Raw genomic sequence first — 25719 nt, 5'->3', positions numbered from 1 at the left:
AGTAAAATTGAAGTTTATTAAAAATTTGTGCAACAATTCGTTGAACACAATTGTTTTTTATCGTATTTTAACGCAAAGGTACATAAACTTGTTGGTAATGTGGGCAATTATCGATGTTTTTGATTTATTTTATCCGCAACTTTGTTATGGTTGTGATGCTGTTTTGCAAAAGCAAACCGATATTTTGTGCCCTTCTTGTTTGTTGCATTTGTCTTTGGTTCCGGCGAGTGTTTCTAGTTCCAATGAAATGAAACGCAGGTTTTATGGCAAACTGTTGGTGAAACATTGTGCGGCGGTTTTATATTTTTCGCAAGAAAGCATTACTCAAAAACTGCTTCACGAATTAAAATACAGAAACAAACAATCCATTGGCTTTTTCATGGCGCAATTGGCTTTAAAACAGCTAAAAGATCAAAGCATTTTTAATGAAGTTCAGGCTATTGTGTGCATTCCTTTGCATAAAACCAAAGAGCGCAAACGCGGTTACAATCAATTAACGGCTTTTGGAACCGCATTAAGCAAACAACTAAACATTCCGTTTTACAAAGATTTTTTGATTAAAACCACTAAAAGCAAAACACAAACCAAGAAAAATATTTTTCAGCGTGCTAAGAAGAAAGCCGAATTTAAGGTGAACCCAAAATATCATCACTTTGAACAGTTGCATCTTTTGTTGATTGATGATGTAATGACCACCGGAGCTACTTTGCAAAATGCGGGAAAAACCATACTGCAAAATTCCAACCATAAAATAAGCATTCTAACAATGGCATATACACGCTGAAAAAATCAAATAAAAATAGTTACTTTGCAGGGTAAATTTAAGTACATGAAATTGCTACGATATTTTTGTTTTTTTTCGATACTAACGTTGGTGCTTTTTACCAATTGCGCAAAACGCGGAACCATTAGCGGCGGCCCACAAGATTCGTTGCCCCCGGTGATTTTATCCTCTTCGCCCGATAATTTCAGCACGCATTTTAAAGAAAAAATCATTCAAATTAATTTTGACGAATATGTGAAGCTGAACAAAGTAAACCAACAGTTGATTATTTCGCCACCAATGGACACGCAGCCCGAAATTACTCCGATGGGCTATCCCAGCAAATTTATAAAAATCAAGATTTTTGATACTTTAAAACCCAACACCACATATAGTTTTAATTTTGGCGAAAGTATCCAAGACAATAACGAAGGAAATCCGTACACGAATTATAAATATGTTTTTTCTACGGGAGATTATATCGATTCATTAAAACTTGCTACTACTTTTGAGGATGCTTACAACCGAAAATCAAAAGGTTTGGTTAATGTTCTTTTATACGAAAAAGAAGGATTTACCGATTCTACCATTTATAAAAAGAAACCGTTGTATGTGGCCAATGCAAAAGACAGTGTTACCCAAGCCGATTTGGAAAACTTGAAAAGTGGCAGTTATTATCTTATTGCCTTGCAAGAAAAAAACAGCAATTATAAGTTCGACCCTAAATCAGATAAAATAGGTTTTCACCCAACGCCCATCAGCTTACCAACAGACAGTGTGTATCATTTAAAATTGTTTTCGGAAGTAAAGCAAACCACTGCCTATAGACCGTCGATGGTGAGCCAAAACAAATGGTTGGCGGCTTATGAGGGCGATACAAAAAACTTAGAAGTGGCGGTAAAAGGCAACAACCGCACCATTGCCTCACGTTTTAACAAAGTGCCCGGAAAAGATTCTCTTTATATTTATACTCCACTGGAAAAATATGACTCGTTGCAGTTTCAATTCAAATCGGGCATTTATGAAAAAACACATACCGTAACGCAGCGAACCGTGAAACCAATTGATACGCTTCTGATAAAATTCACCAAAACAGGAACTATTCAATTTAGAGATACGATTTCGTTTACCACCAACACGCCTTTTAAAAACATTTCAAAGGATTTAATGCAGGTGATAGGCAAAGATTCGCTTCAGATTCCATTTTCGGTTAAAACCGATAGTTTAAACAATGCCATACAAATTTTGTTTGATAAGGTGGAAGATGAAAAATATACCGTTTTTTTAAAACCAAACAGCGTTACTGATTTCTATGATAATGCTTTAAAAACCGAAATTATTCAGCGCTTTCAGACCGGAAAATTAACCGATTATGGCAACATTGCTTTTACACTTTCGGGAACAGTCAACTATCCTATTATTTTTGAACTGTTAACCAAAGATGAAAAATTGTATGATTATCTTTATATAACCGAAGAAAGTTCAATTGAATTTCGAGCCATTGAACCCGATAAATATTTTGTAAGAATTATTGAAGATGCCAATGGCAACAAAAAATGGGACACCGGAAACTACCTTGAAAAACGCCAGCCCGAAAAGGTTATTAACTTTCAAAAAGAATTTGACATACGAGCCAATTGGGAATTAAACGAGACATTGGTTCTTCCTTAAAATAAAGCCCCAAATAGATTTTAACTTTTGGGGCTTTTTGCTTATTGCACTGCTCTTTTTAAAAATTAATATCTGGTTAAGGCAGCAAAACCATTAAATTTAGTGAGACTATCTTCGGGAAGAAAAACCACATCACCACCAAAATTGCTATTTAAATCAATTAATTCGTCATAAAGATCATCAACTACATTTGTGTTTTCTTGTGTATCGTTTGAAATGTATGTAATTTGATCATCAACAATGAGCGCTGGTTGAAATAAGTTTTTTTCGATGTATAAGGTTTGCACTCGACCTTCTTTAATGGCACGGTAAATTTCATTTGTATCGCTTATGAAGCGGTTAGACGATACCGCTTTTTGCAAATCTTCTTTTCGCTTTTCATTTTGCTCGGAAACATATTGCTGCATAAGCTCCCAAGCATCTTCTACGATAGCATGGGCACTTTCAGAAGCCCGGCTTCTAACCAACACTTTTGGAACAATTATTTGCGGTTTATCTGCTATTTTTAAATACTCGTGATAATTTGGTTCATCCGTTGAAATTAATACAGGTAGCGCATTTTCTTTATGTGTATCGTTTACGGCTTTGTCTACTTGATTAAAAAATTCAGCGATTATATTATCTAATTTACCAGCACCAGAAAGTTCTGCTTTGTTTGATGTTTGTAAAAGCACATTTTCAAACGGGAACGGTGCGTCCCATTCTTTTACAACTTTATCGTTCGATGCTTCTATTAATCGGGCATCTTCTTTTCTTAACACCAACACATAATAGTTCACTTGCTGGTGTATAGTTCTAATTAAATCACGCATGGCAAAACGGTTTCCTATCGCTACACGGTCTTCTACGTCAATGGGCAATCTTATAAATTCTGCTGTTTGGTGGTTTACAAACAATATCAAACTTTCTAGGTTTTGCCTGTGATCCACACTATTTGCCAAATCATGTATCCGATCGACTAATTCATCAACTTGTTTTTTAGGAGCAATTTCGAGTAATTTGCGTTCCGCTTCTTTGATTAAGTTTTTAAGAACCAACGGATCTTGTTCATTTTCGGGGAATGTTCTGTGGGTGTTTAGAAGAATGGTTACACAATTTTCTGCATGCACATTTCTTAATTGTTTCAATTTCGTTTCCATAGGCTTATAATTTTTCATTTATCCTAAATTTACGAAATTCTTTTTAAGCACACATTATCATTCAATTAAAATAGTGAAAATCAAATATATATTTTAAAGCATAAATCCTTATTTCATTTCAAATTTGTCGGCATCATTTAAAAAAGCAAATTTTGCTCTCGCTTTTTGTAAAGATTCTTTTTCAAGAATTGCTGTTTTGGTATGTTGCTTTTCAAATGGCTTCACCATTATATTTCCCATACAATCAATGATTTGTGAATGCCCGGAATAGTACACTCCTTCCGGATCGGTTCCGCAACGGTTTACTGCCACCACATAACTCATGTTTTCAATAGCACGAGCTTTCAGCAAGGCATCCCAAGCATTGATTCTGCGGTCGGGCCATGATGCTACATAAACCAATATATCATAATTTTCACCAACGATTCTCGAAAATATAGGAAAACGCAGGTCATAACAAACCAACAAACAAATGTTCCAATCTTTGTAGGATACAATTAATTTTTCATTTCCTGCCGTATAAACCTTTTCTTCTCCTGCAAGGGTAAACAAATGGCGTTTATTGTAAGTTTTGTAAGATCCATCGGGGAAAACAAAAAACAAACGATTGTAGTACTTGTTGTTTTCTTTAATCACCCAACTACCGGTGATGGCTGTTTGCTTGCTTATGGCTAATTTTTGAAGGTTTTGAAATGTGATTCCTTGCTCCTCTTCGGCCACATGTTCAGGTTTCATGGTAAACCCGGTAGTAAACATTTCAGGAAGTACTATTAAATCAATATCGGTTGGCATACTTAAAATTTCAGTCTGCACAAAGTTTAAATTGGTTTGTTTGTCTTCCCAAATGGTATCAAATTGTAGTATGGCTGTTTTCATACTTAAAGATATTGAATTGTAAACCAAACTAAGAAGAAAATTGCTCTAATTTTTTGCCAATAAAATAAAACAGAAAATTATAACGACTATTTATAGAAATTGAAGCTTTCTCCACTCTACTTATTTTTTTTCCTTGTTCTTCAAAATATTTCTTAACCTCTTGATCTCTTTCTTCATCTAACAACTTATACTCTTTGTACTCCTCAGACTTTTTATCTCTTAATTTATCAATATAAGCGACATATTTTTCATTTTGTGGCGCTAATATTTTAAGTAAAGGAAGTTGTCTAGGCAGATATTGTCCTGACATATTGAAATAAAATGTATCTTCACTATCTCTATGCTTTACAAAATAGTTTAATACCGGAGCACTACCTCCTCTTTGGTCAAAATAGAGATTAGAATACACTTTAAAGACATCATCAACTTTAGCCATTTGGAACATATAAGCCACGTTTTCACGATTCACTTTTAGCGTTTTCTTTTTAAATTTGTAAACATTGATTCTATCAAAAGTCCAAATTTCCTCGCCCTGAAAAACAATTTTCTTTATTTTATCAGCAGAAATTTTCTCATAAACGTCGGATTCTTTTTCCTTAAATTGTATGTAATCTACTTCTACAGGAGCATGTCTAAAAGCATAGGCATCTTGAGAAAGAATACGCAAAACAATTTTATCTGGTCGGTTATTTTTTACATTACCGATTCTCACAACACCATCGTTCATTATCAATTCAACCAATTCTTGAGCTTCTTCTCCAGGTTTCATGTGAACAAATTGAGAAAAAGATATTGTACTAATTAAAAGCATTAATAACACGTAAATATGTTTCATAATTGTAAGTTTTATTTTCGCTAAAATAAAAAAATCCGAACTATAAAGTCCGGATTTCCTATTAAAACATTTATTATTTAATTATTTTATAGATGCTGATAAGTATTCACGGTTCATACGTGCAATGTTTTCTAAAGAAATTCCTTTAGGACATTCTACTTCACAAGCTCCGGTGTTTGTACAGTTTCCAAAACCTTCGTTGTCCATCGCTTCCACCATATTTAATACACGTTCTGTAGCTTCAACGCGACCTTGTGGCAATAAAGCAAACTGCGAAACTTTAGCAGAAACAAACAACATTGCAGAAGAGTTTTTACAACTTGCCACACAAGCACCGCAACCAATACATGTAGCAGCATCAAATGCTTTGTCTGCATTGTCTTTACGAATGGGTAATGCGTTGGCATCTTGCGTGTTTCCTGATGTATTTACAGATACGAAACCGCCTGCATGCTGAATACGGTCAAAAGAAGAACGATCAACAACTAAATCTTTAATTACAGGGAATGCTTTTGCACGGAATGGCTCTATATAAATAGTATCGCCATCTTTAAACTTACGCATGTGTAATTGGCACGTTGTTACGCCACGATCGGGACCGTGTGCTTCACCGTTAATAAACAAAGAACACATACCGCAAATACCTTCACGACAATCGTGATCGAATGCTACGGGATCATCTCCTTTTTCAACTAATTCGTTGTTTAAAACGTCTAACATTTCAAGGAATGACATATCAGGTTCAATACCGCCGATTTTATAATCGACCATTTGACCTTTATCTTTTGCGTTTTTTTGACGCCAAATTTTTAATGTAAGATTCATCTGATTCGAATTTTTACAAAAGAGCACGATAAAAGACCTAAATCTTTCATCGTTACTCCAATATTATTTATAACTACGAGTTACCATTTTAATGTTTTCATATACTAAAGGTTCTTTGTGAAGAACGGCTTCACGCGGATTTCCTTTGTATTCCCAAGCTGCCACATACGAGAAGTTTTCGTCATCGCGTTCTGCTTCTCCTTCGGCAGATTGGTGCTCTTCGCGGAAGTGACCTCCACAAGACTCTTCGCGGTGCAATGCATCTTTAGCAAATAATTCGCCCAATTCTAAGAAATCGGCAACGCGTAATGCTTTTTCTAATTCTTGGTTGAATGATTCTGCAATACCTGATACTTTCACGTTTTTATAGAAATCTTCACGAAGTGCTGCAATTTCGTCCATTGCTTCGTTTAATCCTTTTTCATTACGAGCCATACCTACTTTGTTCCACATAATTTTTCCTAATTTTTTGTGGAAGTAGTCAACCGAATGTGTTCCTTTATTGTTCATAAAATGATCAATCATAGAACGCACATTGTTTTCTGCTTCTACGAATTCAGGTAAATCGGTAGAAATATGTCCGGTACGGATATCATCTGCCAAATAATCGCCAATGGTGTAAGGCAATACAAAGTATCCGTCTGCCAAACCTTGCATTAAAGCCGATGCACCTAAACGGTTGGCTCCGTGGTCAGAGAAGTTTGCTTCACCAATACAGTAACATCCTTCAACAGTTGTCATTAAGTTATAATCAACCCAAACACCACCCATTGTATAGTGAACTGCAGGGTAAATCATCATTGGTGTTTTGTACGGATCTTCATCAACAATTTTGTAGTACATTTGGAATAAGTTTCCGTATTTGTTTTCTACTACTTTTTGTCCTAAATCATACACCAATTTGGCATCGTTTTCGTCTAAATTGTGAATACGGGCTTGCTCTTTACCATAACGTTCAATAGCTGCTGCGAAATCTAAATAAACTGCTTCACCAGTAGCATTTACACCAAAACCTGCATCACAACGCTCTTTAGCAGCGCGCGACGCAACGTCACGAGGTACTAAGTTACCGAATGATGGGTAGCGGCGCTCTAAGTAATAATCTCTATCTTCTTCGGCAATTTGCGTTGGTTTTAATTTTCCTTCGCGAATTGCTTGTGCATCTTCTAATTTTTTAGGAACCCAGATACGACCATCGTTACGCAATGATTCAGACATCAACGTTAATTTCGATTGATGATCACCTGTAACCGGGATACATGTTGGGTGAATTTGGGTGTAACAAGGATTTGCAAAGTACGCACCACGTTTGTGTGCTTTCCAAGCTGCTGTTACGTTTGATCCCATTGCATTGGTAGAAAGGAAGAAAACATTTCCGTAACCACCTGTTGCAATAACTACTGCGTGTGCAGAGTGACGTTCAATTTCGCCAGTAACCAAGTTACGAGCAATAATTCCACGGGCTTTACCATTCACGATTACCAAATCTAGCATTTCGTGACGGTTGTACATTTTAATTTTTCCACGACCAATTTGGCGGTTCATTGCAGAGTAAGCTCCTAATAATAATTGCTGCCCTGTTTGTCCTTTAGCATAGAATGTACGTGAAACCTGAGTTCCACCAAATGAACGATTGTCTAACAAACCACCGTATTCACGAGCCAACGGCACACCTTGCGCCACACATTGATCAATGATGTTTACAGAAACCTCAGCCAAACGGTGAACGTTTGCTTCGCGTGCACGGTAATCGCCTCCTTTTACGGTATCGTAAAACAAACGGTAAATAGAGTCGCCATCACCAGAATAATTTTTTGCTGCGTTGATACCACCTTGTGCAGCAATAGAGTGTGCACGGCGGGGTGAATCTTGGTAGCAAAATGCTTTTACGTTGTAGCCTAATTCTGCTAATGTTGCAGCAGCAGAACCACCTGCTAAACCTGTACCAACGATAATAACGTCGATATTACGTTTGTTAGCCGGATTTACTAATTTAATATGATCTTTATAATCAGTCCATTTTGATGAAATAGGACCTTGAGGAATTTTATTATCTAATGCCATAATCAATCTTCTTTATATGATTATTTAATGAAGTGAATGTAAATTGGAATAATTGCAAACAATAAAGGAACAATGATTGCAAAAAATTTACCTAAACCGTTAATTAATCCGTTGTATTTAGGATTGTTCGCTCCTAATGACTGAAATGCACTTGCAAATCCGTGTAATAAGTGAAAGGCCAAAACTGCCATTGAAAACACATAAAACAAGGTAAAGATTAATCCATAAGAAGGATCTTTGAAAAAATCGATGGTGATTTTGTATAAATCTTTGTATCCTTCTGCAAACTTTACATCGGTATCTTTAATGTAGAATTCTTTGTTGTTTCTAACTTCAAATTCACCGCCTTCTACTTGCTGTTGTGCAACAAATCCACCGTTTGTAGTGTTGTAAACCACCACTTCCATTTTTTGGCCGGTCATTGGCACGGTTTGCGAAACGGTTTGTTGCTGTAAAGGCATTTCAGAAAAATGCATTTTTGCCCAGAAATTTACCATGTGCGTGGCAATAAAAACAAGTAATAATGTTCCTAAAACAGCCATGTTTCTAGATTGCCATGTACTATTTGCTGCTGCATTGTTTTTTACATATCCAATTGGACGAGCCTTTTTGTTTTGGATGGTTAGCATGATACCATCAATCGCGTGGAATAAAATTGAAAAATACGTTACGTAAGATAAAATTTTTACCGCCGGATTTGTAGTCATAAAGTATGCATATTGATTGAACTGTAAATCGGTTCCAAAAATCAATTGCAAGTTACCTGCTAAGTGACCCACCAAAAACAAGCATAAAAATAACCCTGTAAGAGCCATCCAGTATTTTTTACCGATAGACGACTTTAATAGTGCAGATTTTGCCATAATGTAATGTTACTAGTTTTTCTTCTTAAAAAATCACACAAAAATACAGCTAATTATAAAAACAAAAAAAATGTTAATTGGTTTATTTCGCTATTTATAATCAATTTAAACAATTTTGACTTTTGTGTGAAAGGGTTGCTATTCGTAGGTTTTGGGCATATCGGCATCTACTACAATAATAAAATCTGCTTTTTTGAGATGCTCTTTATCTACCTTTTCTATATTTTCTTGTTCTACCACGCTAATTGTTTGCGCTTTTTTGCTGGGATTGTATTGATTGATATACCATCCAATTCCTTCAAAATAATCGCTGTGATACGATCCGTTTAAATGCAAAAAAACAGTATTTGCTTTGCTTTCTTGCAATAAAAAATGAGCCATTGTTGCATCTTTTATGGCTTGTGATTTTGGAAAATTTTCGTTTGCATGCATACTGTCATCAAACATTTTTAGCATTTTCACGTAGCCTGGCAGATTTTTATCATACGGAAACGGCAAAGGCGCTATCCACGATTTTTCTTCTGCTGATAATGTATCCAAAGCTTCTACTCCTTTTTTGAAAACCATGCTGGCATAGCGGCGCGGAATGTTTGTAGCGATGTACTTAATTTTATTTTCTTTAGCGAAATTCAACAGCGGTTTGTAATCGGTTTTATAATTATTCCACAAACGCATTTGTTTTTCAAATTCTTTTTCATCAAGCTTTCCTTCTACATAATTTTTAAGAATTTCTGCCTGATCGCGTTCAAACATTTCTGCGCCAATGATTAATTTTTTAGATTTATCGGCATGTAAACTTTTTGCCACTTTTACTTGCAAATAATGTGCAATGGTATTGTTGTGCAATTCGCCAAACAAAACCACATCTGCTTTTTGAAGACTTTTAGTCATTTTTTTGAACGATACTTCTTTTCCTTCTGAAGAGAATATCTTGTAAGGTTGCACTTGGGCGTTTATGGTTGCAACAAATAAAATTGCAGCGATTGAAAGGATTTTTTTAATATACATATTTTACAAATGATTTTTTACAAAAGTAATCATATTAAAACCTTAATCAATTTGTTTGCAGTTAAACCTTACTTTTTCTGTACCACAAAATATTCGTTTAAACTGTAACAAGAAGACAAGTCGTTATAATACTCCGGAAATTCTTTTTTTAATTTTTGGAATTTAGATGGATACCCATCAAAAGCAAGCTCTTCCATTCTTAAACACAATGCTTTAAACTTATCGTTTCGGGCATTTTGATATGCTTTTTTATAATATTTTTGTGCTAGTAATCTGTTGCGGTATTCCACCTCATCTATATAAGATTGTTTTTCATAGTCTTCGCCCCAACCAAAAGAGCGCGTAGAAGAAAAACGACGCATCATCCAAGAATTTCCCTCATCTGCCATATTGTAATAGCAAGTCGCAATTATAAAATAATAATAATCACAATCGGTATTTTGATTATCATTTGCCAATTTTTCAAACTTTATTAAATGATCTACAACCGATAATTTAGAAACAATGAATTTTTCTTTATGTGGGATAAAATTCGGGGTATATTTAAAATCGTAAAACGGATTTTGATCAAACATATAATATCCTTCATCAAAGCTGCTGCGTTCCCAAGCATTGTAATTTTCTTCCCAATAATCATCGCCCATGGCTTTAAAAATGTTATAAGCTTGCTGTAAATTATTTTCGCGCAGAAATTTTGTTCCCAGCAAGTCATTTAACTTCATATAATCGGTTTTTAGAACGCTGTATATTTTATCATAATACGGTGTAGTGGGTTTTGTATTAACGTTGTTAAGAACTTGTTGCATTTGGTTGGTGTCAAAAACAAAGTCTAAATAATCAAAGTAGCTGTAAAAATAATCAAGATTACCCGATGTTTTTAAGCGGTTTCCACGCCAAAAAGGTTTATCATAATACATATTGTTTTCATCTGCAATTTTATCGGCATATGAAATTAAGGCTAAACCATCGGTAAAATTATCTTTATATTCTAATTCTCTTCCCAAAGCAAAAAGAAATTTTACGTTAAAAAGCTGATTTAAAACAATGTTTTCTATTTCTTTTGTAACAACTGTATTTCCTTTTTTTTGAGCAGCAACCAAACAAAGTGCTTTAATTTGCATTAATTCTTCAACAACTTTTTCGTTAGGATGCTTTTTTTGAAAAACAGCTATTTTATTTAAACACTCATTGTATGATTTTGTCATAAAAAGCAACTGAATTTCGGCAGCTTTCCAAAGCAATGGATCGTTTACTTTATTGGCATTTGCGCTTTTAACAAAACTTAAAACGTCTTTTGCGTACAATCTATCTTTTTCAGACCTTGCAAATAATGTGTTCATAGTTTCTTTTTGTACATTCTCTCCCCAAAGATTATATTGTGTTGATGGCAAATAATTGGTGTAATAGGGCGTATAGATCCAATCTTCCAGCTTGTTTATTTCTCTTAACAATAAGGCTTCTAAAGATTTTGATACAGGGTTTAGTTTGTAAATTGCTTTTAAATTTTCTAGATTTCTATCCACCTTTTGAATGGATGCATACGCGTAAATAGTTGCTTTTTCTGTATTGTTTTTTGCTTGATTTAAAGCTTCGTTAAAGTTAAACTGCTCTTTAAAATAATAATACGAAGCGTATCTTTTACTTACAGAATTTTCGAAAACATTTGCTATATCTACAAAAGTACATTTGCTTGTAAAACAGTAGAAATACAAACTCCAATAATACAAATAGTCTTTTTTTGCAGTTTTAAAATAGGTCTCAAAAAGGTTTTCAATTTTGTGCAAATCACCATCGTAATACGCCAATCTAATTATCAAAAAAGCATATTTTTTCTGCAAAACAGCGTCTTTCTCTTTTTGTAGTTCTGCTTCGAGTTTTTTAATAAACAAACTGCGTTTCGATTTTATTTCCTGATGTTGCAATTCCCAAGGATCATCATCGAATAAAACACTATTAAACGGCTCTGCCATTTTTGCGTTTCTCAAATAGTTTAAAACATTGAACTGTTTATTCTTGTATAAAAATTGAACAAACTGGTTGGTTGATTTTTCGTTTAAATCATGATAATCACTCTCTTGTAAAAAAGATGCGATATGTTGAATAGCTACTTTTTCACCTGTAAACCCATACCAATCTAGCACATTTTCAGGATAAATATTCTTTGAATCTTCAAATGATGTTAAATTAGAATGATAACAGAACGATTCGTAACCTGGAACATTGACGTAAGTTGGCAAGAAAAGAGAAAAACGAATATCCTCGCCATAAGGAGAAAATCCGCAAGCCCACGTTTTTAAAACGCAACTAAAGAAAACGATTGTAAAGAGCTTCCAGTTCCTCATCTTTTCTGTTTATAAAGGTTTCGCCATTCAAATCGAACAACGTAATCGTGATATTATTTTTTCTCTTCAAATACTTTTTTAGTAAATCTGCTGTGTTGTTTAACTGTTCTAAAGTAACGGTTTCACACTTCACTTGATCGCCTTTTCTAAAATAAGTATCATAATTCAAAACAGTGTCCTTAGTAATTTCGTACCACATTGGTTCGGTTTTCTTTGCAAACTTGGCAACGCTTTCTTCATTTATATCAATTAAACCGGCAAACCGATTGTTTTTATAAAGTTGTGTCCATCCAAAAATAGGCAGAGCAATATCGGTATGTAAAGGATATTCTTTTTTGTTCTTTAAATATTTTTCTAGTTCATTGGTATCTAAAATAGCGTTTTTACTTTTCTCTTCCAGTGGTTTTATAAGGTTATAACACATCAAAGTTACTTTATCTACTGGTGGCACGCCCATAATATTGGGATAAGCATAAGGATACAACCTTAAAGTGCAACTTACTGTTTTTTTAGATTTGGTTTTTATTTGCTTTAGCAGATAAAAATATTTGTCTTTGGTAGATTTTGTCCAATCACAATCGATTTGAATTTCATTAAAATTAATATCAGGCTTTTCGTTGAACGATTCTTTGAAATATTTATCTACCAGAAAAACAATATTATCTGCCAATTTATCTAAATCTTTTTCGGTATTGTACTGATAAATTTCATTTTTTATAAAAATAGTAGGTACAACGGTTAAAGAATCTTCAGTAACTCTACTACCTAAACTTGGGCGGTTCTTGCTGTATGGAAAGTTACCCACGGTTTCGCTATAATCAACCTCAAAAAACTTAAAATAGATTTTTTTAGCGTCTAGTTTATTTACTTTTTCAAAATCAATGTCGTAACCCGCATCATTTCTCCAATAGTAAAAAGCTCGTTCCACTTGTCGTTTCTCATTGCACGATATAAATAAAACCAAAACCCAAAAAAATATAAATTTTTTCATAAAGCCGCTGCGTTGTATCATTCAAAAATAATAAAATTTGTCAAGCGATTTTAAGTTGCTCGTAAAACTTTGTATCTTTGAGATACAATTATTTAAAAAAATCAATCATAATGAAATATCATCAAATAGACCGCAACCTTTTTATAAAAAACCGTAAAAAGTTTGTGGCTCAAATGGCTCCTCAAAGCATTGCCGTGTTTAATTCGAACGACATTTATCCGGTTTCTGCCGATTCTACTTTACCTTTTGCACAACATCGCGATATTTTTTATTTATCGGGCGTAGATCAAGAAGAATCTATATTGGTGCTTTTTCCTGATGCTTTTGAAGAAAAACACCGCGAAGTGTTGTTTTTGCGCGAAACCAACGAACATATTGCCATTTGGGAAGGTGAAAAACTAACCAAAGAACGTGCTTTTGAAGTATCGGGCATCAAAACGGTTTATTGGTTGTCTGATTTCCCTACTATTTTCAGAAAAATGATGGTGGAAGCCGAAAATGTATACATTAACAATAACGAACATTACAGAGCATCGGTTGAAACGGAAACGCGCGAAGATCGATTCATAAAGAAGTTAAAAAACGATTATCCGGCACACCAATATATGCGAGCGAACCCTATTTTACAGCGTTTGCGTTCGGTAAAAGAGCCACAAGAAATTGCATTGATTCAACAAGCTTGCGATATTACCGAGAAAGGTTTCCGCAGAATTTTAAATTTTGTGAAACCTGGCGTTTGGGAATATGAGATTGAAGCTGAATTGGCACACGAATTTTTACGCAATCGCTCTAAAGGATTTGCCTACACGCCTATTATTGCATCTGGCAACAACGCCAATGTATTACACTATATTGAAAACAACCAACAATGCAAAGACGGCGATTTAATTTTGTTTGATACCGCAGCAGAATACGCCAATTATTCGTCGGACTTGTCTAGAACTATTCCTGTAAATGGTAGATACACCCCTCGCCAACGCGAAGTTTATGATGCGGTTTTGCGTTGTAAAAAAGCGGCTGAAACCTTATTGGTTGCCGGAAACAATTGGTACGATTACCACAAAGAATTAGGCAAGATTTATACGTCTGAATTATTAGGTCTGGGGTTGTTAGACAAAGCCGACGTGCAAAACGAAAACCCGGACTGGCCGGCTTATAAAAAATACATGATGCACGGAACATCGCACCACATGGGATTAGACACACACGATTACGGAATTTTAACCGATAATTTTGTTGAAGGTATGGTGTTTACAATTGAACCTGGTTTTTACATTCCTGCCGAAGGTTTTGGTATTCGTTTAGAAGATAATTATGTCGTGCAAAACCAAGGTTTACCATTGAATTTAATGAAAAACATTCCGTTGGAAGCTGCCGAGATTGAAGATTTAATGAATAGATAGTTGTAAGTTATAAGTTGTAAGTTATAAGTTGTAAGTTATAAGCAAACTCCGACAGCGTTCAGAACGCTGTTGGAGTTTTTTATTTTACTTTTTTAAGAACACTAAATTCTTTTCCAATTTCTTTCGTTCGAACTTTACAATCATAGACTGTTCCTAAAAAATAAAATTTATCAGTAAAACCAATCCGAACTATTTTTGGTTGAAAACGATCTTCAGGAAAATGCAATAGCAAACTATCCTTTTTTATTTCCCAAGTTCCTTCCCGAATCAAACTATCAACTATTCCTTTTTTTTCTTTGTAAACAACAAATCGCTGTTTAAAATTCTCTTTTAAATACAAAACACTTTTTCTTTCGTCATTAAAAAAGGCAGCTTTTAATTTATTACGTTTAAGTAACAGTATTTTTTCAGGTCGAGAAATTTTTTCTAATTTATATGTTCCAATAAAATCCTTAAAATTATCAGCATTTATGTTAGAGATAAATAGTCTAGAATATAGTTGAAAACAACAGAATATAATTAAACTTATAAAAATTGCAAATACTATTTTTTTAGTCATTGAAGTAATTTATTTGTAACCCTAATATACTAAAAAACAATTATCTAAAACAAAAAAAAATCCCGATTGCTAATCTTATCAGCATCGGGATTTCAACTTAAAAAATAAATAGTTATGTTATGACCAGCGTTTGTTTCCATAAGCTTCGTATTGGTATGCGTAAATTCTACTCCATTTATCGTATTGAGATCTGCTTAACAGATTTTGAATTTTACGATCGTACTCACGGTCTAGCATACGCAATTTTTGCTGTGGATTTCTGTATTTTCTGATAATGTATCGTTCTTCATTTTGTTTGTCTTTTAATAAATCTACCAACATGCGCTCTTGGCGGTTTGATAAATCTAATCGAGAAAAACTATAGTTTCCATATTTATTGTTGTACTGTTGGCTGTAACGGTTGTCTTGGTATCTGTTAGTATTATCAGTTCTTACCATTTGGCGTTGTTGTGCAAATCCGCTTAATCCTAAAGCTAATACTGCTAGTGTAATTATTGTTCTCATGATTTCTAAAATTTACTGTTTTAAACTTATTGTTTGATTAGTTAAAACCAATTCTCGTGCCAAAATATCTTTTTTATTAAATATATTCTTCAATAAATTGATAATCAATATTTTAATAAAAACAAAAAAGCACCAGAAAAACTGATGCTTTTAATATATTTACGTTTTATAATCTTAATACGCTCTGGCGTCTTTTCCTTCCACAAAGTTCATAAACGCTCGGTTTACTACGCGGTTTCCGCCTGCTGTTGGATAATTTCCGGTAAAATACCAATCACCTAAGTTATCAGGGCACGAAATATGTAAATTCTCTACCGTTTGAAACATTACTTTTAAATCGGCTTTTACCGTTTCTGGGTGCAACATTTCAGAGATTTTATCAGAAATTTCTTCGTCGGTAAACGGCGCATATATTTCTTTTACAAAATTCACCACTTCTTCATCGGGCAAATTTTCTTGTTTTTTACATTTCTGATACACTTCGTCAATGATATGATACATGTTACGGTCTTTCAGCAATTCTAAGGTGGCGTTAAAAGCAATTAAAGTTTCCATTTTTGCCATATCGATTCCGTAACAATCTGGATAACGAATTTGCGGAGCCGATGAAACTACGATGATTTTCTTAGGATTTAATCGATCCAACATTTTTACAATCGATTTTTTCAAGGTAGTTCCTCGCACAATGCTGTCATCAATCACAATCAAGGTATCGGTTGGTTTCACAACGCCGTAAGTTACATCATATACATGTTCCACCATATCGTCGCGGTTACTGTCGTCTGTGATAAACGTGCGCAACTTGGCATCTTTAATGGTAATTTTTTCTGAGCGGATGGTTTTTGATAAAATTTCGTTTATTTTTTCAGGAGACAATTCGTCTTTCAAAGCTAAAATTTGTTCCGTTTTTTGCTTATTTAAAAATTCTTGTGCCCCTTCCACCATTCCAAAATAGGATACTTCGGCGGTGTTAGGAATATACGAGAATACCGCATTTTCAACATCGTTATTCAATTCCTTCAAAATCATAGGCATCATGGTTCTGCCCAACATTTTTCGCTCTTGGTAGATCGATGCGTCATTTCCGCGAGAAAAATAAATACGTTCAAACGAACAGGCTTTTCGCTCCAAAGGATCTAAAATTTGTTCAAAAGAAACCGCACCATTTTTCTTGATAATAATTGCTTTTCCGGGATCTAATTCTTTAATATCGGTAAAAGGAACGTTAAATGCTGTTTGAATCACCGGACGCTCTGATGCTACGGCAACAATTTCATCGTCTTCGTAATAAAAAGCGGGACGAATTCCTGCCGGATCACGCAACACAAATGCATCGCCATGCCCCAACATTCCTGCCATTGCAAAACCGCCGTCCCAGTTTTTAGATGCTCTGCGCAAAATACGTGCAACGTCTAAACGCTCACCGATTACTGGTGATGCATCTTTTTTAGACAAGCCTTCTTTATCGCGAACATCGAAATACAACTCTTCTACTTCATCGTCTAAAAAATGACCAATTTTTTCCATCACCGTCACCGTATCTGCCATTTCCTTTGGATGTTGCCCCAAACGCACCAAATCATCAAACAAAACCTTTACGTTGGTTAAGTTAAAGTTTCCGGCCACAATAAGGTTGCGATGCATCCAATTGTTCTGACGCAAAAACGGGTGCACGCTTTCTATGTTGTTTTTTCCGAAAGTTCCGTAGCGTACGTGCCCTAAAAACACTTCCCCCAAATAAGGTATGTGTTTTTTTAGTGCATCTACATCGTTTGCCAACTCGGGCATTAATTCCAATTCTTCGTTGATACGCCCGTTTATTTGTGCAAAAATATCTTGAATAGGCGACGTTTTGTTAGAACGCACTCGGCTAATGTAGCGTTCGCCTGGTTCCATATCTAGCTTAATGCTTGCCAAACCCGCACCATCTTGTCCGCGGTTGTGCTGTTTTTCCATTAGCAAATACATTTTCTGAATGGCATAAAAGCTAGAACCGTATTTTTCTTTGTAAAAAGAAAGCGGTTTTTTTAATCGTAAAAATGCAATACCACATTCGTGTTTTATAGCGTCGCTCATATATGTTGTGTGTTGTTGTTAAACCAAAAAAAGCCCACAATTTGGGCTTTCTGTTGTTATTGTGTTAGTTCTATATCGAACTGTGTTAACATTTTAAATTGTTGCAAACGTGCGTTTACTTCTTCTTTATCTAATTGCTCCATGCGCTCGGTTCCGAATTTTTCAACACAGAACGATGCCAAATTGGAACCGTGAATAATCGCGTTTTTCATGTTGTGGAACGAAACAATTCCTTGCTGCGCTAAATAGCCTGAAAAACCACCAGCAAAGGTGTCACCGGCTCCCGTTGGATCAAACACTTCTTTCAAAGGCAATGCCGGTGCAAAAAACACTTGGTCATTGTTGAAAAGTAAAGCGCCGTGTTCACCTTTTTTAATCACCACGTATTTTGGTCCCATTTCGTGAATAATTTCTGCTGCTTTCACCAATGAATATGCTCCTGAAAGCTGGCGCGCTTCTTCATCATTAATGGTAAGCACATCTACACGTTTTAAAACTTGTTTTAGTTCTTCCAAAGCACAATCCATCCAAAAATTCATGGTGTCTAAAACAACCAATTTAGGTTTTGCGGTTAACTGGTCTAAAACACTGATTTGAATGTTTGGATGCAAATTTCCTAGCATGATTACATCAGAATCTTTAAAATCTTGCGGAACCACTGGATTAAAATCTGCCAAAACATTTAATTGTGTATCCAATGTATCGCGCGAATTTAAGTCGTTGTGATACAATCCACTCCAAAAAAATGTTTTGCCGTCTTTTACTACTTCAATTCCAGAAATATCGATGTTTTTGCTTGATAATAAATCTAAATATTCTTGCGGAAAATCGTTCCCAACTACAGAAACGATGGCTGATTTTACATTAAAATGTGCGGCTGAAAGTCCGATGTAAGTTGCAGCACCTCCAAGAATTTTGTCGGTTTTGCCAAAAGGTGTTTCAATCGCATCAAAAGCAACCGTTCCTACAATCAATAATTTGTTCATATAGTTGTTTGTAAATGAAGATGCAAAGATAAGTTTTTGTTTAGAAGTTTAAAAGTTTATGCGTTTAAAAGTTTAACGAGATTTACAAAACAATTTCTTTCCAAATCACAACCGTTCCAAAAGTTCTCTTTTGATTAAAAAATCTTGTATGAACCACTGATTTAGTTTGAATTAGTTCAGATTTTAGTTTTTCAAAATAGCTTAATTCTTTAAACATTTCGAGTATTATAGTTTCTGACGCTTAAATTTCTACTAAATTTAAAGTTTGGAATTTTACCAGATTACCGCAGATCAGTTAAGGCTAAAATAGGATGTTTCTTTTTATAAACATCCATTTGCAATTTACCCATCCTATTTGCACGCATAATTAGCATTTTAAAATACAACAACCTGTTTTGAAAATGCAGGCGTATCTTTTTAGAAAAAAAATTATAACAACATCCCTTCTTCGCTTTCGTAAAATTCATCAATTAACAATTTTGGTTCTTTTGATGCCTGAACTGCCAAGAAATCGCAACGTTCGTTCATTGGGTGGTTGTTGTGCCCTTTGATCCATTGAAAGCTCACTTTATGTTTGCGGTACACTTTTAAAAATCGTTGCCATAAATCGGGGTTTTTCTTCCCTGCAAAACCCTTTTTTTCCCAACCAAAAACCCAGCCTTTTGCAACAGAATCTACGACATATTTGGAATCAGAAACCACCAAAACCGTTAAATTGTCTTTTGTTAAAGCTTCTAACCCCACAATTACTGCCAACAATTCCATACGGTTGTTCGTGGTTTTGCGATATCCTTTTGATAATTCTTTGTAATGCTTGGTGTTGTTTAAATGAAGGATCACGCCATATCCACCCGGACCTGGATTGCCGCGCGATGAACCATCGGTATATAAAAGAATTTCGGGTTGCATGTGATTTCGTTTCAGCAAAAATACAATTCTATTTTGGCATTTTTTTTGTTAGTTTTGATAAAAATTTCTTTATGAAAACACTTCAAACATTCTTTTTACTATTTAGCTTCGGTTTTGGCAACGCTCAATATTTGCAAAACGACACCATTTATTTTGATATACCAAATGATACCATTGCCCGACTTTGGGACAGCAATGATTACAATCACACCGATATCGATTTAAAAAACAAACGAATTATTAACGATTATTATGTTTTTGAAGAGAATCTTATTTTTGCGGTTGATGATTCGCTATCATTTGAAATTGGCAGTTACAAAAGAAACGATTTGTATTTAGAAAAACACTACAAATTATCAAAACCATTGTTTAATCGATTAGAAATAACCGAAGTTGAAAGTAAAAAATCGGCAAAGATTCGCACAAAAACCGACCACCTTATTTTTGATGATCCACACCATATTTTAACCGATGTGGTGAAACTTTGGGCTACCGAAAAGTGTATTCGCCGCTTGCTGAACCGCGAAGAAGCCGAAGGTTTTATAGGGGAAATACTTATTGGTGTGGGAACATCGCTTTAATCGTTCAATAATTTTTCGATCACTTTCGGGAAATGTTCATACTCTAGTTTATGAACTTTATTGGCAATATCTAAAGGTGTATCGGTTACCACAACCGGCGTTTTTGCCTGAAAAATCACAGCACCTTCGTCGTAATGTTCGCTCACATAGTGAATAGTGATGCCAGTTTCGCTTTCTTTATGGGCAACAACCGCTTCGTGTACAAACGACCCATACATGCCTTTGCCGCCAAATTTGGGCAACAATGCCGGATGAATATTTATTATTTTATTAGGATACAAAGCCACAATTTCGGCAGGAAACAACAGTAAATATCCAGCCAAAACAATTAAATCGGGCTTTAATTCATTGATTCTATCAAGCAAAACACCCTCCTCATTTTGGTTTTTTGTAATTACTTCGGCAGGAACATTTAATTTTTTGGCACGTTCCAAAACAAAAGCATCCTTTTTATTAGTAATGATATGAAAATTGCACAAAATATTTTTATCTCTAAAAAAACAAATAATATTTTCAGCGTTACTACCCGACCCAGAAGCCATTAAAACAATGTTTTTCATACAATTACAAAATTTTTTATTGTGTTTTAAAAATAAAATAATTAAATTAACCACCACAAAAGTCGAAAAAAATATCCAATTAAAAATTATTTTTTTAACTTCGCAATTACAAAAACAATTAAATGTGTGGTTATAAACGAAAGTTTTATATTTTTGCCACAACAATTAAACTTAAAAAATAGAAAAGATTATGTCAGACATTGCATCAAGAGTAAAGGCAATTATCGTTGACAAATTAGGAGTTGACGAAAACGAAGTTGTAACAGAAGCAAGCTTCACAAATGATTTAGGAGCTGATTCATTAGACACTGTTGAGCTAATCATGGAGTTTGAAAAAGAATTTGACATTCAAATCCCAGACGATCAGGCTGAAAACATTGCTACTGTTGGTCAAGCTATCTCTTACATCGAAGAGGCTAAAAAATAATAACTAATAAGCCTGCGTGATACTATTATTGCGCAGGTGTTATTATTTACCTTTTTTTGGTTAAGATTAAATTTTAGATTAAAAATCTATAAAATTATAGCAACCCAATGTTTCCATTATCCTGAAACTTGGGTTTTATTTTTTTAATTAAAAATACAAAGTATATGCAATTAAAGCGTGTTGTTGTAACGGGTCTTGGAGCATTAACTCCTATTGGAAACAATCTTCAAGAATATTGGGACGGCCTTTTGAACGGAAAAAGTGGCGCTGCCCCTATTACTTATTACGATACTGAAAAGCATAAAACCAAATTTGCTTGTGAGGTAAAAAACTTCAATGTTGAAGATTTTATCGACAAAAAAGAGGTGCGTAGATTGGATAAATTTGCTCAATACGCAATTGTTGCCAGTGACGAAGCCATTAAAGATGCTGGAATTACATTGGAAAATGTAAACAAATACAGAGTGGGCGTTATTTGGGGAGCTGGAATTGGAGGTTTGCAAACTTTTCAAGACGAAGTGATGAATTATGCCGCTGGTGATGGAACACCGCGTTTTAATCCATTCTTTATTCCTAAAATGATTGCTGATATTGCTCCAGGACACATTTCTATGCGAAATGGTTTTATGGGACCAAATTACACTACCGTTTCTGCATGTGCTTCTTCGGCAAATGCGTTGGTAGATGCTTTCAACTACATCCGTTTAGGAATGTGTGATGTGATTGTTTCAGGTGGTTCAGAAGCAGCTGTAACCATTGCAGGTATGGGCGGATTTAACTCTATGCAAGCATTATCAACCAGAAACGAAAGTCCGGAAACCGCTTCAAGACCATTTGATGCTACTCGCGATGGATTTGTTTTAGGCGAAGGTGCGGGTGCTTTGGTATTAGAAGAGTACGAACATGCTGTTGCTCGTGGTGCTAAAATCTACTGCGAAGTTGGCGGTGGTGGTTTATCTTCTGATGCGTATCACTTAACTGCCCCACATCCTGAAGGAATTGGTGTTATTGCCGTAATGGAAAACTGTTTGCGCGACGCTGGCTTAAAACCTGAAGACGTGGACCATATCAACACACACGGAACTTCAACACCGCTTGGAGATGTTGCCGAATTAAAAGCAATTAAAGCAGTTTTTGGCGATCATGCTAAAAACATCAACATCAACTCTACTAAATCAATGACTGGTCACTTATTGGGTGCTGCTGGTGCTATTGAAGCAATTGCTTCTATCTTGGCGATGCAAAACGGAATTATCCCTCCAACAATCAACCACACAACGGTAGATGAAAACATTGATCCATCATTAAACCTTACTTTAAACAAAGCACAAAAACGCGATGTTAAAGTAGCCATGAGCAATACTTTTGGTTTTGGTGGGCACAATGCTTGTGTTTTATTCAAAAAAATATAAGAACAAACCGTGAATTGGCTTAAAAAAATAATATCAAAAAAATCCCCTATGAACAATAGTGGGATTTTTTGTTCTGCCATCACCAAAATCATCGGGTACAAACCCAAAAAAATCTTATTGTTTGAAACTGCGTTTACCCACAGGTCTTTAAACAAAACCACCCTTACAGGCGATGCGCTTAATTACGAACGCTTAGAATTTTTAGGCGATGCCATTTTAGGTTCGGTCATTGCTGCTTTCCTTTACAAAAATGCCCCAAAAGGCGATGAGGGCTACTTAACCCAAATGCGTTCCAAAATTGTGAATAGAGCGTATTTAAACAGCGTTGGCAAAAAACTGCAATTAATTCATTTAGTGCGATCTAAAGCCAATGTAGCCAATTTTGGAGACAACATCAACGGAAACCTTCTAGAAGCTTTAATTGGCGCTATTTATATTGATGCCGGATTTGCCGTTTGTGAAAAATTCATCTATAAAAACATTTTAATAGATTTTAAAGATTTGGGCTATCTGGAAAACAAAATCACCAGCTACAAAAGCTTATTCATTGAATATTGCCAGAAAAATAAATGTACGTTTAGGTTTGAAAATTGCGAAGACAATGGCAAAGACACTGTAAAACATTTCTGCATAAAATTATACTTCAACGATGTAGAAATTGCACGCGCACGCGCAACCAGCAAGAAAAAAGCAGAAGAAAAAGCTGCCCAACGGGCGTTTTTTGCATTGCAAAAAGAAATGCAGTAATTGCTTTAGAGGTTATGCATGATTTTCGCAAATAAAAAACTTTAGTCCATCTCACACTATATTATGAGTAAAAAAGCGTTTTATTGATTTTTTTTACCAATTCATTTTGTTTTACGTTAAAAAACAATAATTTAGCAATACACAAAAACAAAATCTTATGAAAAAACTACTATTTATATTAGCAACCATTGCTTTCTTTGTTTCTTGTAACAAAGACGACCAAGCACCACAACCAGAACCGCAAATAGCCGAAATAGACAAGCTGCCACCAGCAACACAAACCGGAGCCAATAAAATTGGTTGTTTGGTTAACGGTAAGGCTTTTTTACCTAAAGGGCAACTAACTGGTAGTAGCAACCCCTACTGTGCCTATTACCACGATGCTTTTGTTTTAATTATCAGAATTGTAAAAAATGAGGGGAACATTACCGGAAACGGAACGGAATCAGTAGCAATATACAGTAGTGATATTATTTTAGAGGAAAATATGACATATTCATTAAAAGAAATCCAGAGTAGAAAAAATGCTGTATTTGCAATAACAGGGGGAATGGCGGGAGTACCTGACGAAAGCTATGAAACTAATGAGGACTATAAGGGCGAGCTCCATATTACCAAATTGGATAAAGAAAAAAATATTATATCCGGTACATTTTGGTTTGATGCTGTGAATGAACAGAGTGAAAAAGTTGAAATCCGCGAGGGGCGTTTTGATATGAAGTTTGAAGGCTGGGCTGGATAATATACCGTTAAAGTAAATCAGCAATAAAACCAAGTGTTATAAATATAAAACGTTGATTTAAAATTTTTATTGATTAAAGTTTTGATTTTTAGTTATTTTTTTATTAATTTACGTTTCAAATTAAAACTACTTTTATGAAAAAACTACTATTTATATTAGTAACCATTGCTTTCTTTGTTTCTTGTAACAAAGACGACCAAGCACCACAACCAGAACAGCAAATAGCCGAAATAGACAAGCTGCCACCACCTACCCAAACCGGAGCCAACAAAGTAGGCTGTTTGCTAAATGGTAAAGCTTTTTTACCAAGTGGTACAAGAACAGGAGGGGCAAATCCCAACCCTTATTGCGGCTATTATCATGATAATTTAACATTGAAATTTTCTATTATAAGAAATGAAAACAATACCTCAATGCAAGGGACTGAATCAATTACAATCTACAATAATAATCAAATTTTAGAAGAGGGCAAAAAATATATCTTAAAGACAAATTCAAGTAATAATTCAGGAAGTTATATTCACTATACAAATATAGTTAACCCAGATAGCTATGAAACCGACAACAATAATACTGGCGAATTTCATATAACCAGATTAGATAAAACCAATAATGTCATATCGGGTACGTTTTGGTTTGATGCCGTTAATGAACAAGGTAAAAAAGTAGAAATCCGCGAGGGGCGTTTTGATATGAAGTTTGAAGGCTGGGCTGGATAATATACCGCTAAAACAAATTAGCAATAAGGTCAGGTATTGTAATTAAAACAACCTTATTTTATTGGCAAGCCTCTGCAATAGAAAGCTATTGCAGAGGCTTTTTTAATTTGCAAAGAGCGCATCAAACATTAAAAAACAATTAAATCGCAACTATGCTTCATTAAAACCGTATAATTTTTGTAATTTTGTTAAAGAATGAGTATGGTTAAAAAAAATACAAACGAAATTTTACATAAGTTAGATTTCATTGATGATGCAGACGATGAAACGATCCTTATTGCCTTAAAATCAAATATTCCCGATTACAAAATGGCGTATTTGCTCAACAGGCATTTATCGGTTCGTTTTGAAAAGGCAACAGATGATATTTCTTTGACCACCGACACTGGCGTGGCTTATTTTAGAACCTTTGCGTTTCAAGATACAAAAAATCACTTGGTTTGGCGGCTTTTAGAAAACAAATCCAATTATTCTGAAAACACCACCGAACAACCTCATTCATTATTTACCAACGAAAACACCTTGTTTACAGCCACCAATTATTTAGTAAACGAATGGAAAAACATCGATTTTTTTATTTTAATCGAAAATGCAGATCTGTTTTTTAACCCCGAAGAATTGCTGGAAAAACTGCAAGATATAAAGAACCTTTCAACCCATTTTTTAGTGGAATGGGATTCTTTAAGTATAAAAACACAAAAAAATTTAATTTTTTAA

General features: G+C 34.7%; 25 protein-coding genes. 10 read left to right on the top strand and 15 right to left on the bottom strand.

The features are described from left to right. Positions 1-97: 97 nt before the first annotated feature. Together MG290_RS11030 and MG290_RS11025 are read left to right on the top strand one after the other, a co-directional pair. Positions 98-784, top strand: coding sequence for a ComF family protein (locus MG290_RS11030; RefSeq protein ID WP_264561344.1), 687 nt, complete (start codon positions 98-100; stop codon positions 782-784). A 45-nt stretch (positions 785-829) separates the two neighbouring features. Then, positions 830-2434, top strand: a complete 1605-nt coding sequence (locus MG290_RS11025; protein ID WP_264561343.1) for an Ig-like domain-containing protein — start codon at positions 830-832, stop codon at positions 2432-2434. A 65-nt stretch (positions 2435-2499) separates the two neighbouring features. Here MG290_RS11025 and MG290_RS11020 read toward each other — a convergent pair whose 3' ends face one another. From MG290_RS11020 to MG290_RS10980, 9 genes are all read right to left on the bottom strand, one after another. Beyond that, positions 2500-3591 carry an AOC03_06830 family ribosome hibernation factor gene (locus tag MG290_RS11020; RefSeq protein ID WP_264561342.1) on the bottom strand — a complete coding sequence of 364 codons (1092 nt, stop codon included), beginning with the start codon at positions 3589-3591 and terminating at the stop codon, positions 2500-2502. Between the two features lie 90 nt (positions 3592-3681). Continuing rightward, positions 3682-4449: a nitrilase family protein gene (locus MG290_RS11015; protein ID WP_264561341.1), complete on the bottom strand. Its 768-nt coding sequence runs from the start codon at positions 4447-4449 to the stop codon at positions 3682-3684. A 28-nt stretch (positions 4450-4477) separates the two neighbouring features. Next, the gene (locus tag MG290_RS11010; RefSeq protein WP_264561340.1) at positions 4478-5284 is read right to left on the bottom strand and encodes a hypothetical protein; all 807 of its coding nucleotides are present in this window, start codon (positions 5282-5284) and stop codon (positions 4478-4480) included. An 81-nt stretch (positions 5285-5365) separates the two neighbouring features. After that, positions 5366-6109 (bottom strand): succinate dehydrogenase/fumarate reductase iron-sulfur subunit, encoded by a 744-nt coding sequence (locus MG290_RS11005; RefSeq protein ID WP_264561339.1) that lies wholly within the window; start codon positions 6107-6109, stop codon positions 5366-5368. 63 nt (positions 6110-6172) lie between these two features. Beyond that, positions 6173-8173 (bottom strand): fumarate reductase/succinate dehydrogenase flavoprotein subunit, encoded by a 2001-nt coding sequence (locus MG290_RS11000; protein ID WP_264561338.1) that lies wholly within the window; start codon positions 8171-8173, stop codon positions 6173-6175. Positions 8174-8193: 20 nt separating this feature from the next. After that, positions 8194-9036 carry a succinate dehydrogenase cytochrome b subunit gene (locus MG290_RS10995; RefSeq protein WP_257500541.1) on the bottom strand — a complete coding sequence of 281 codons (843 nt, stop codon included), beginning with the start codon at positions 9034-9036 and terminating at the stop codon, positions 8194-8196. A 138-nt stretch (positions 9037-9174) separates the two neighbouring features. Beyond that, the gene (locus tag MG290_RS10990; protein WP_413614625.1) at positions 9175-10038 is read right to left on the bottom strand and encodes a ChaN family lipoprotein; all 864 of its coding nucleotides are present in this window, start codon (positions 10036-10038) and stop codon (positions 9175-9177) included. Positions 10039-10112: 74 nt separating this feature from the next. After that, positions 10113-12386, bottom strand: a complete 2274-nt coding sequence (locus MG290_RS10985) for a hypothetical protein (protein ID WP_264561336.1) — start codon at positions 12384-12386, stop codon at positions 10113-10115. Further along, a complete protein-coding gene (locus MG290_RS10980; protein ID WP_264561335.1) occupies positions 12349-13377 on the bottom strand; it encodes a hypothetical protein in 1029 nt (342 codons plus the stop codon). Before MG290_RS10980 ends, MG290_RS10985 begins: the two co-directional genes overlap by 38 nt. A gap of 110 nt (positions 13378-13487) precedes the next feature. Between MG290_RS10980 and MG290_RS10975 the strand changes: the two genes are divergently transcribed. After that, a complete protein-coding gene (locus MG290_RS10975; RefSeq protein WP_264561334.1) occupies positions 13488-14780 on the top strand; it encodes an aminopeptidase P family protein in 1293 nt (430 codons plus the stop codon). 79 nt (positions 14781-14859) lie between these two features. Here the strand turns inward: MG290_RS10975 and MG290_RS10970 are convergent, their stop codons facing one another. From MG290_RS10970 to rnhA, 5 genes are all read right to left on the bottom strand, one after another. Continuing rightward, positions 14860-15339, bottom strand: a complete 480-nt coding sequence (locus MG290_RS10970; protein WP_264561333.1) for a hypothetical protein — start codon at positions 15337-15339, stop codon at positions 14860-14862. 117 nt (positions 15340-15456) lie between these two features. Next, positions 15457-15843, bottom strand: coding sequence for a hypothetical protein (locus tag MG290_RS10965; RefSeq protein WP_264561332.1), 387 nt, complete (start codon positions 15841-15843; stop codon positions 15457-15459). 174 nt (positions 15844-16017) lie between these two features. Next, positions 16018-17919 carry an amidophosphoribosyltransferase gene (locus MG290_RS10960; RefSeq protein ID WP_264561331.1) on the bottom strand — a complete coding sequence of 634 codons (1902 nt, stop codon included), beginning with the start codon at positions 17917-17919 and terminating at the stop codon, positions 16018-16020. A gap of 56 nt (positions 17920-17975) precedes the next feature. Continuing rightward, positions 17976-18905 (bottom strand): PfkB family carbohydrate kinase, encoded by a 930-nt coding sequence (locus MG290_RS10955; RefSeq protein ID WP_264561330.1) that lies wholly within the window; start codon positions 18903-18905, stop codon positions 17976-17978. Between the two features lie 429 nt (positions 18906-19334). Next, the gene (gene rnhA, locus MG290_RS10950; RefSeq protein ID WP_264561329.1) at positions 19335-19814 is read right to left on the bottom strand and encodes a ribonuclease HI; all 480 of its coding nucleotides are present in this window, start codon (positions 19812-19814) and stop codon (positions 19335-19337) included. Between the two features lie 71 nt (positions 19815-19885). Between rnhA and MG290_RS10945 the strand changes: the two genes are divergently transcribed. After that, entirely contained in the window at positions 19886-20395 is a 510-nt protein-coding gene (locus MG290_RS10945) for a hypothetical protein (RefSeq protein WP_264561328.1), read from the top strand. On the opposite strand, the gene purN is transcribed toward MG290_RS10945, so the two are convergent. Next, complete coding sequence (purN, locus tag MG290_RS10940) at positions 20392-20955, bottom strand: phosphoribosylglycinamide formyltransferase (RefSeq protein WP_264561327.1); 564 nt, start codon at positions 20953-20955, stop codon at positions 20392-20394. The two genes, MG290_RS10945 and purN, sit on opposite strands and share 4 nt — an antisense overlap. A gap of 190 nt (positions 20956-21145) precedes the next feature. Here purN and MG290_RS10935 point away from each other — a divergent pair, with 190 nt between their 5' ends. From MG290_RS10935 to MG290_RS10910, 6 genes are all read left to right on the top strand, one after another. Then, entirely contained in the window at positions 21146-21382 is a 237-nt protein-coding gene (locus tag MG290_RS10935; protein WP_007137004.1) for an acyl carrier protein, read from the top strand. Positions 21383-21546: 164 nt separating this feature from the next. Continuing rightward, positions 21547-22794: a beta-ketoacyl-ACP synthase II gene (gene fabF, locus MG290_RS10930; protein ID WP_264561326.1), complete on the top strand. Its 1248-nt coding sequence runs from the start codon at positions 21547-21549 to the stop codon at positions 22792-22794. Positions 22795-22842: 48 nt separating this feature from the next. Next, positions 22843-23541 carry a ribonuclease III gene (gene rnc / locus MG290_RS10925; RefSeq protein WP_264561325.1) on the top strand — a complete coding sequence of 233 codons (699 nt, stop codon included), beginning with the start codon at positions 22843-22845 and terminating at the stop codon, positions 23539-23541. A 157-nt stretch (positions 23542-23698) separates the two neighbouring features. Beyond that, a complete protein-coding gene (locus MG290_RS10920) occupies positions 23699-24283 on the top strand; it encodes a DUF6252 family protein (RefSeq protein ID WP_264561324.1) in 585 nt (194 codons plus the stop codon). Between the two features lie 134 nt (positions 24284-24417). Beyond that, on the top strand, positions 24418-25002 hold the full coding sequence (locus MG290_RS10915; protein ID WP_264561323.1) for a DUF6252 family protein: 585 nt from the start codon (positions 24418-24420) through the stop codon (positions 25000-25002). A gap of 195 nt (positions 25003-25197) precedes the next feature. Further along, on the top strand, positions 25198-25719 hold the full coding sequence (locus MG290_RS10910; RefSeq protein ID WP_264561322.1) for an IPExxxVDY family protein: 522 nt from the start codon (positions 25198-25200) through the stop codon (positions 25717-25719).

Source organism: Flavobacterium sp. CBA20B-1 (assembly GCF_028473145.1).
GTDB lineage: Bacteria > Bacteroidota > Bacteroidia > Flavobacteriales > Flavobacteriaceae > Flavobacterium.
The sequence above is the reverse complement of the archived record's forward strand: the minus strand, read 5'-3'. Positions and strand labels throughout refer to the sequence as shown.

Excerpts from the sequence above, each read along its gene's own strand:
- MG290_RS10985 (WP_264561336.1), bottom strand. The coding sequence starts at position 12,386 with ATGAGGAACTGGAAGCTCTTTACAATCGTTTTCTTTAGTTGCGTTTTA.
- fabF (WP_264561326.1), top strand. The coding sequence starts at position 21,547 with ATGCAATTAAAGCGTGTTGTTGTAACGGGTCTTGGAGCATTAACTCCT.
- MG290_RS11010 (WP_264561340.1), bottom strand. The coding sequence starts at position 5,284 with ATGAAACATATTTACGTGTTATTAATGCTTTTAATTAGTACAATATCT.
- MG290_RS11025 (WP_264561343.1), top strand. The coding sequence starts at position 830 with ATGAAATTGCTACGATATTTTTGTTTTTTTTCGATACTAACGTTGGTG.
- MG290_RS10995 (WP_257500541.1), bottom strand. The coding sequence starts at position 9,036 with ATGGCAAAATCTGCACTATTAAAGTCGTCTATCGGTAAAAAATACTGG.
- MG290_RS10915 (WP_264561323.1), top strand. The coding sequence starts at position 24,418 with ATGAAAAAACTACTATTTATATTAGTAACCATTGCTTTCTTTGTTTCT.
- rnhA (WP_264561329.1), bottom strand. The coding sequence starts at position 19,814 with ATGCAACCCGAAATTCTTTTATATACCGATGGTTCATCGCGCGGCAAT.
- MG290_RS10935 (WP_007137004.1), top strand. The coding sequence starts at position 21,146 with ATGTCAGACATTGCATCAAGAGTAAAGGCAATTATCGTTGACAAATTA.
- MG290_RS10945 (WP_264561328.1), top strand. The coding sequence starts at position 19,886 with ATGAAAACACTTCAAACATTCTTTTTACTATTTAGCTTCGGTTTTGGC.
- MG290_RS10975 (WP_264561334.1), top strand. The coding sequence starts at position 13,488 with ATGAAATATCATCAAATAGACCGCAACCTTTTTATAAAAAACCGTAAA.
- MG290_RS11030 (WP_264561344.1), top strand. The coding sequence starts at position 98 with ATGTGGGCAATTATCGATGTTTTTGATTTATTTTATCCGCAACTTTGT.
- MG290_RS10970 (WP_264561333.1), bottom strand. The coding sequence starts at position 15,339 with ATGACTAAAAAAATAGTATTTGCAATTTTTATAAGTTTAATTATATTC.
- MG290_RS10965 (WP_264561332.1), bottom strand. The coding sequence starts at position 15,843 with ATGAGAACAATAATTACACTAGCAGTATTAGCTTTAGGATTAAGCGGA.
- MG290_RS10910 (WP_264561322.1), top strand. The coding sequence starts at position 25,198 with ATGAGTATGGTTAAAAAAAATACAAACGAAATTTTACATAAGTTAGAT.
- MG290_RS10920 (WP_264561324.1), top strand. The coding sequence starts at position 23,699 with ATGAAAAAACTACTATTTATATTAGCAACCATTGCTTTCTTTGTTTCT.
- MG290_RS10980 (WP_264561335.1), bottom strand. The coding sequence starts at position 13,377 with ATGAAAAAATTTATATTTTTTTGGGTTTTGGTTTTATTTATATCGTGC.
- MG290_RS10960 (WP_264561331.1), bottom strand. The coding sequence starts at position 17,919 with ATGAGCGACGCTATAAAACACGAATGTGGTATTGCATTTTTACGATTA.
- rnc (WP_264561325.1), top strand. The coding sequence starts at position 22,843 with ATGAACAATAGTGGGATTTTTTGTTCTGCCATCACCAAAATCATCGGG.
- purN (WP_264561327.1), bottom strand. The coding sequence starts at position 20,955 with ATGAAAAACATTGTTTTAATGGCTTCTGGGTCGGGTAGTAACGCTGAA.
- MG290_RS10955 (WP_264561330.1), bottom strand. The coding sequence starts at position 18,905 with ATGAACAAATTATTGATTGTAGGAACGGTTGCTTTTGATGCGATTGAA.
- MG290_RS11015 (WP_264561341.1), bottom strand. The coding sequence starts at position 4,449 with ATGAAAACAGCCATACTACAATTTGATACCATTTGGGAAGACAAACAA.
- MG290_RS11020 (WP_264561342.1), bottom strand. The coding sequence starts at position 3,591 with ATGAAAAATTATAAGCCTATGGAAACGAAATTGAAACAATTAAGAAAT.
- MG290_RS11000 (WP_264561338.1), bottom strand. The coding sequence starts at position 8,173 with ATGGCATTAGATAATAAAATTCCTCAAGGTCCTATTTCATCAAAATGG.
- MG290_RS11005 (WP_264561339.1), bottom strand. The coding sequence starts at position 6,109 with ATGAATCTTACATTAAAAATTTGGCGTCAAAAAAACGCAAAAGATAAA.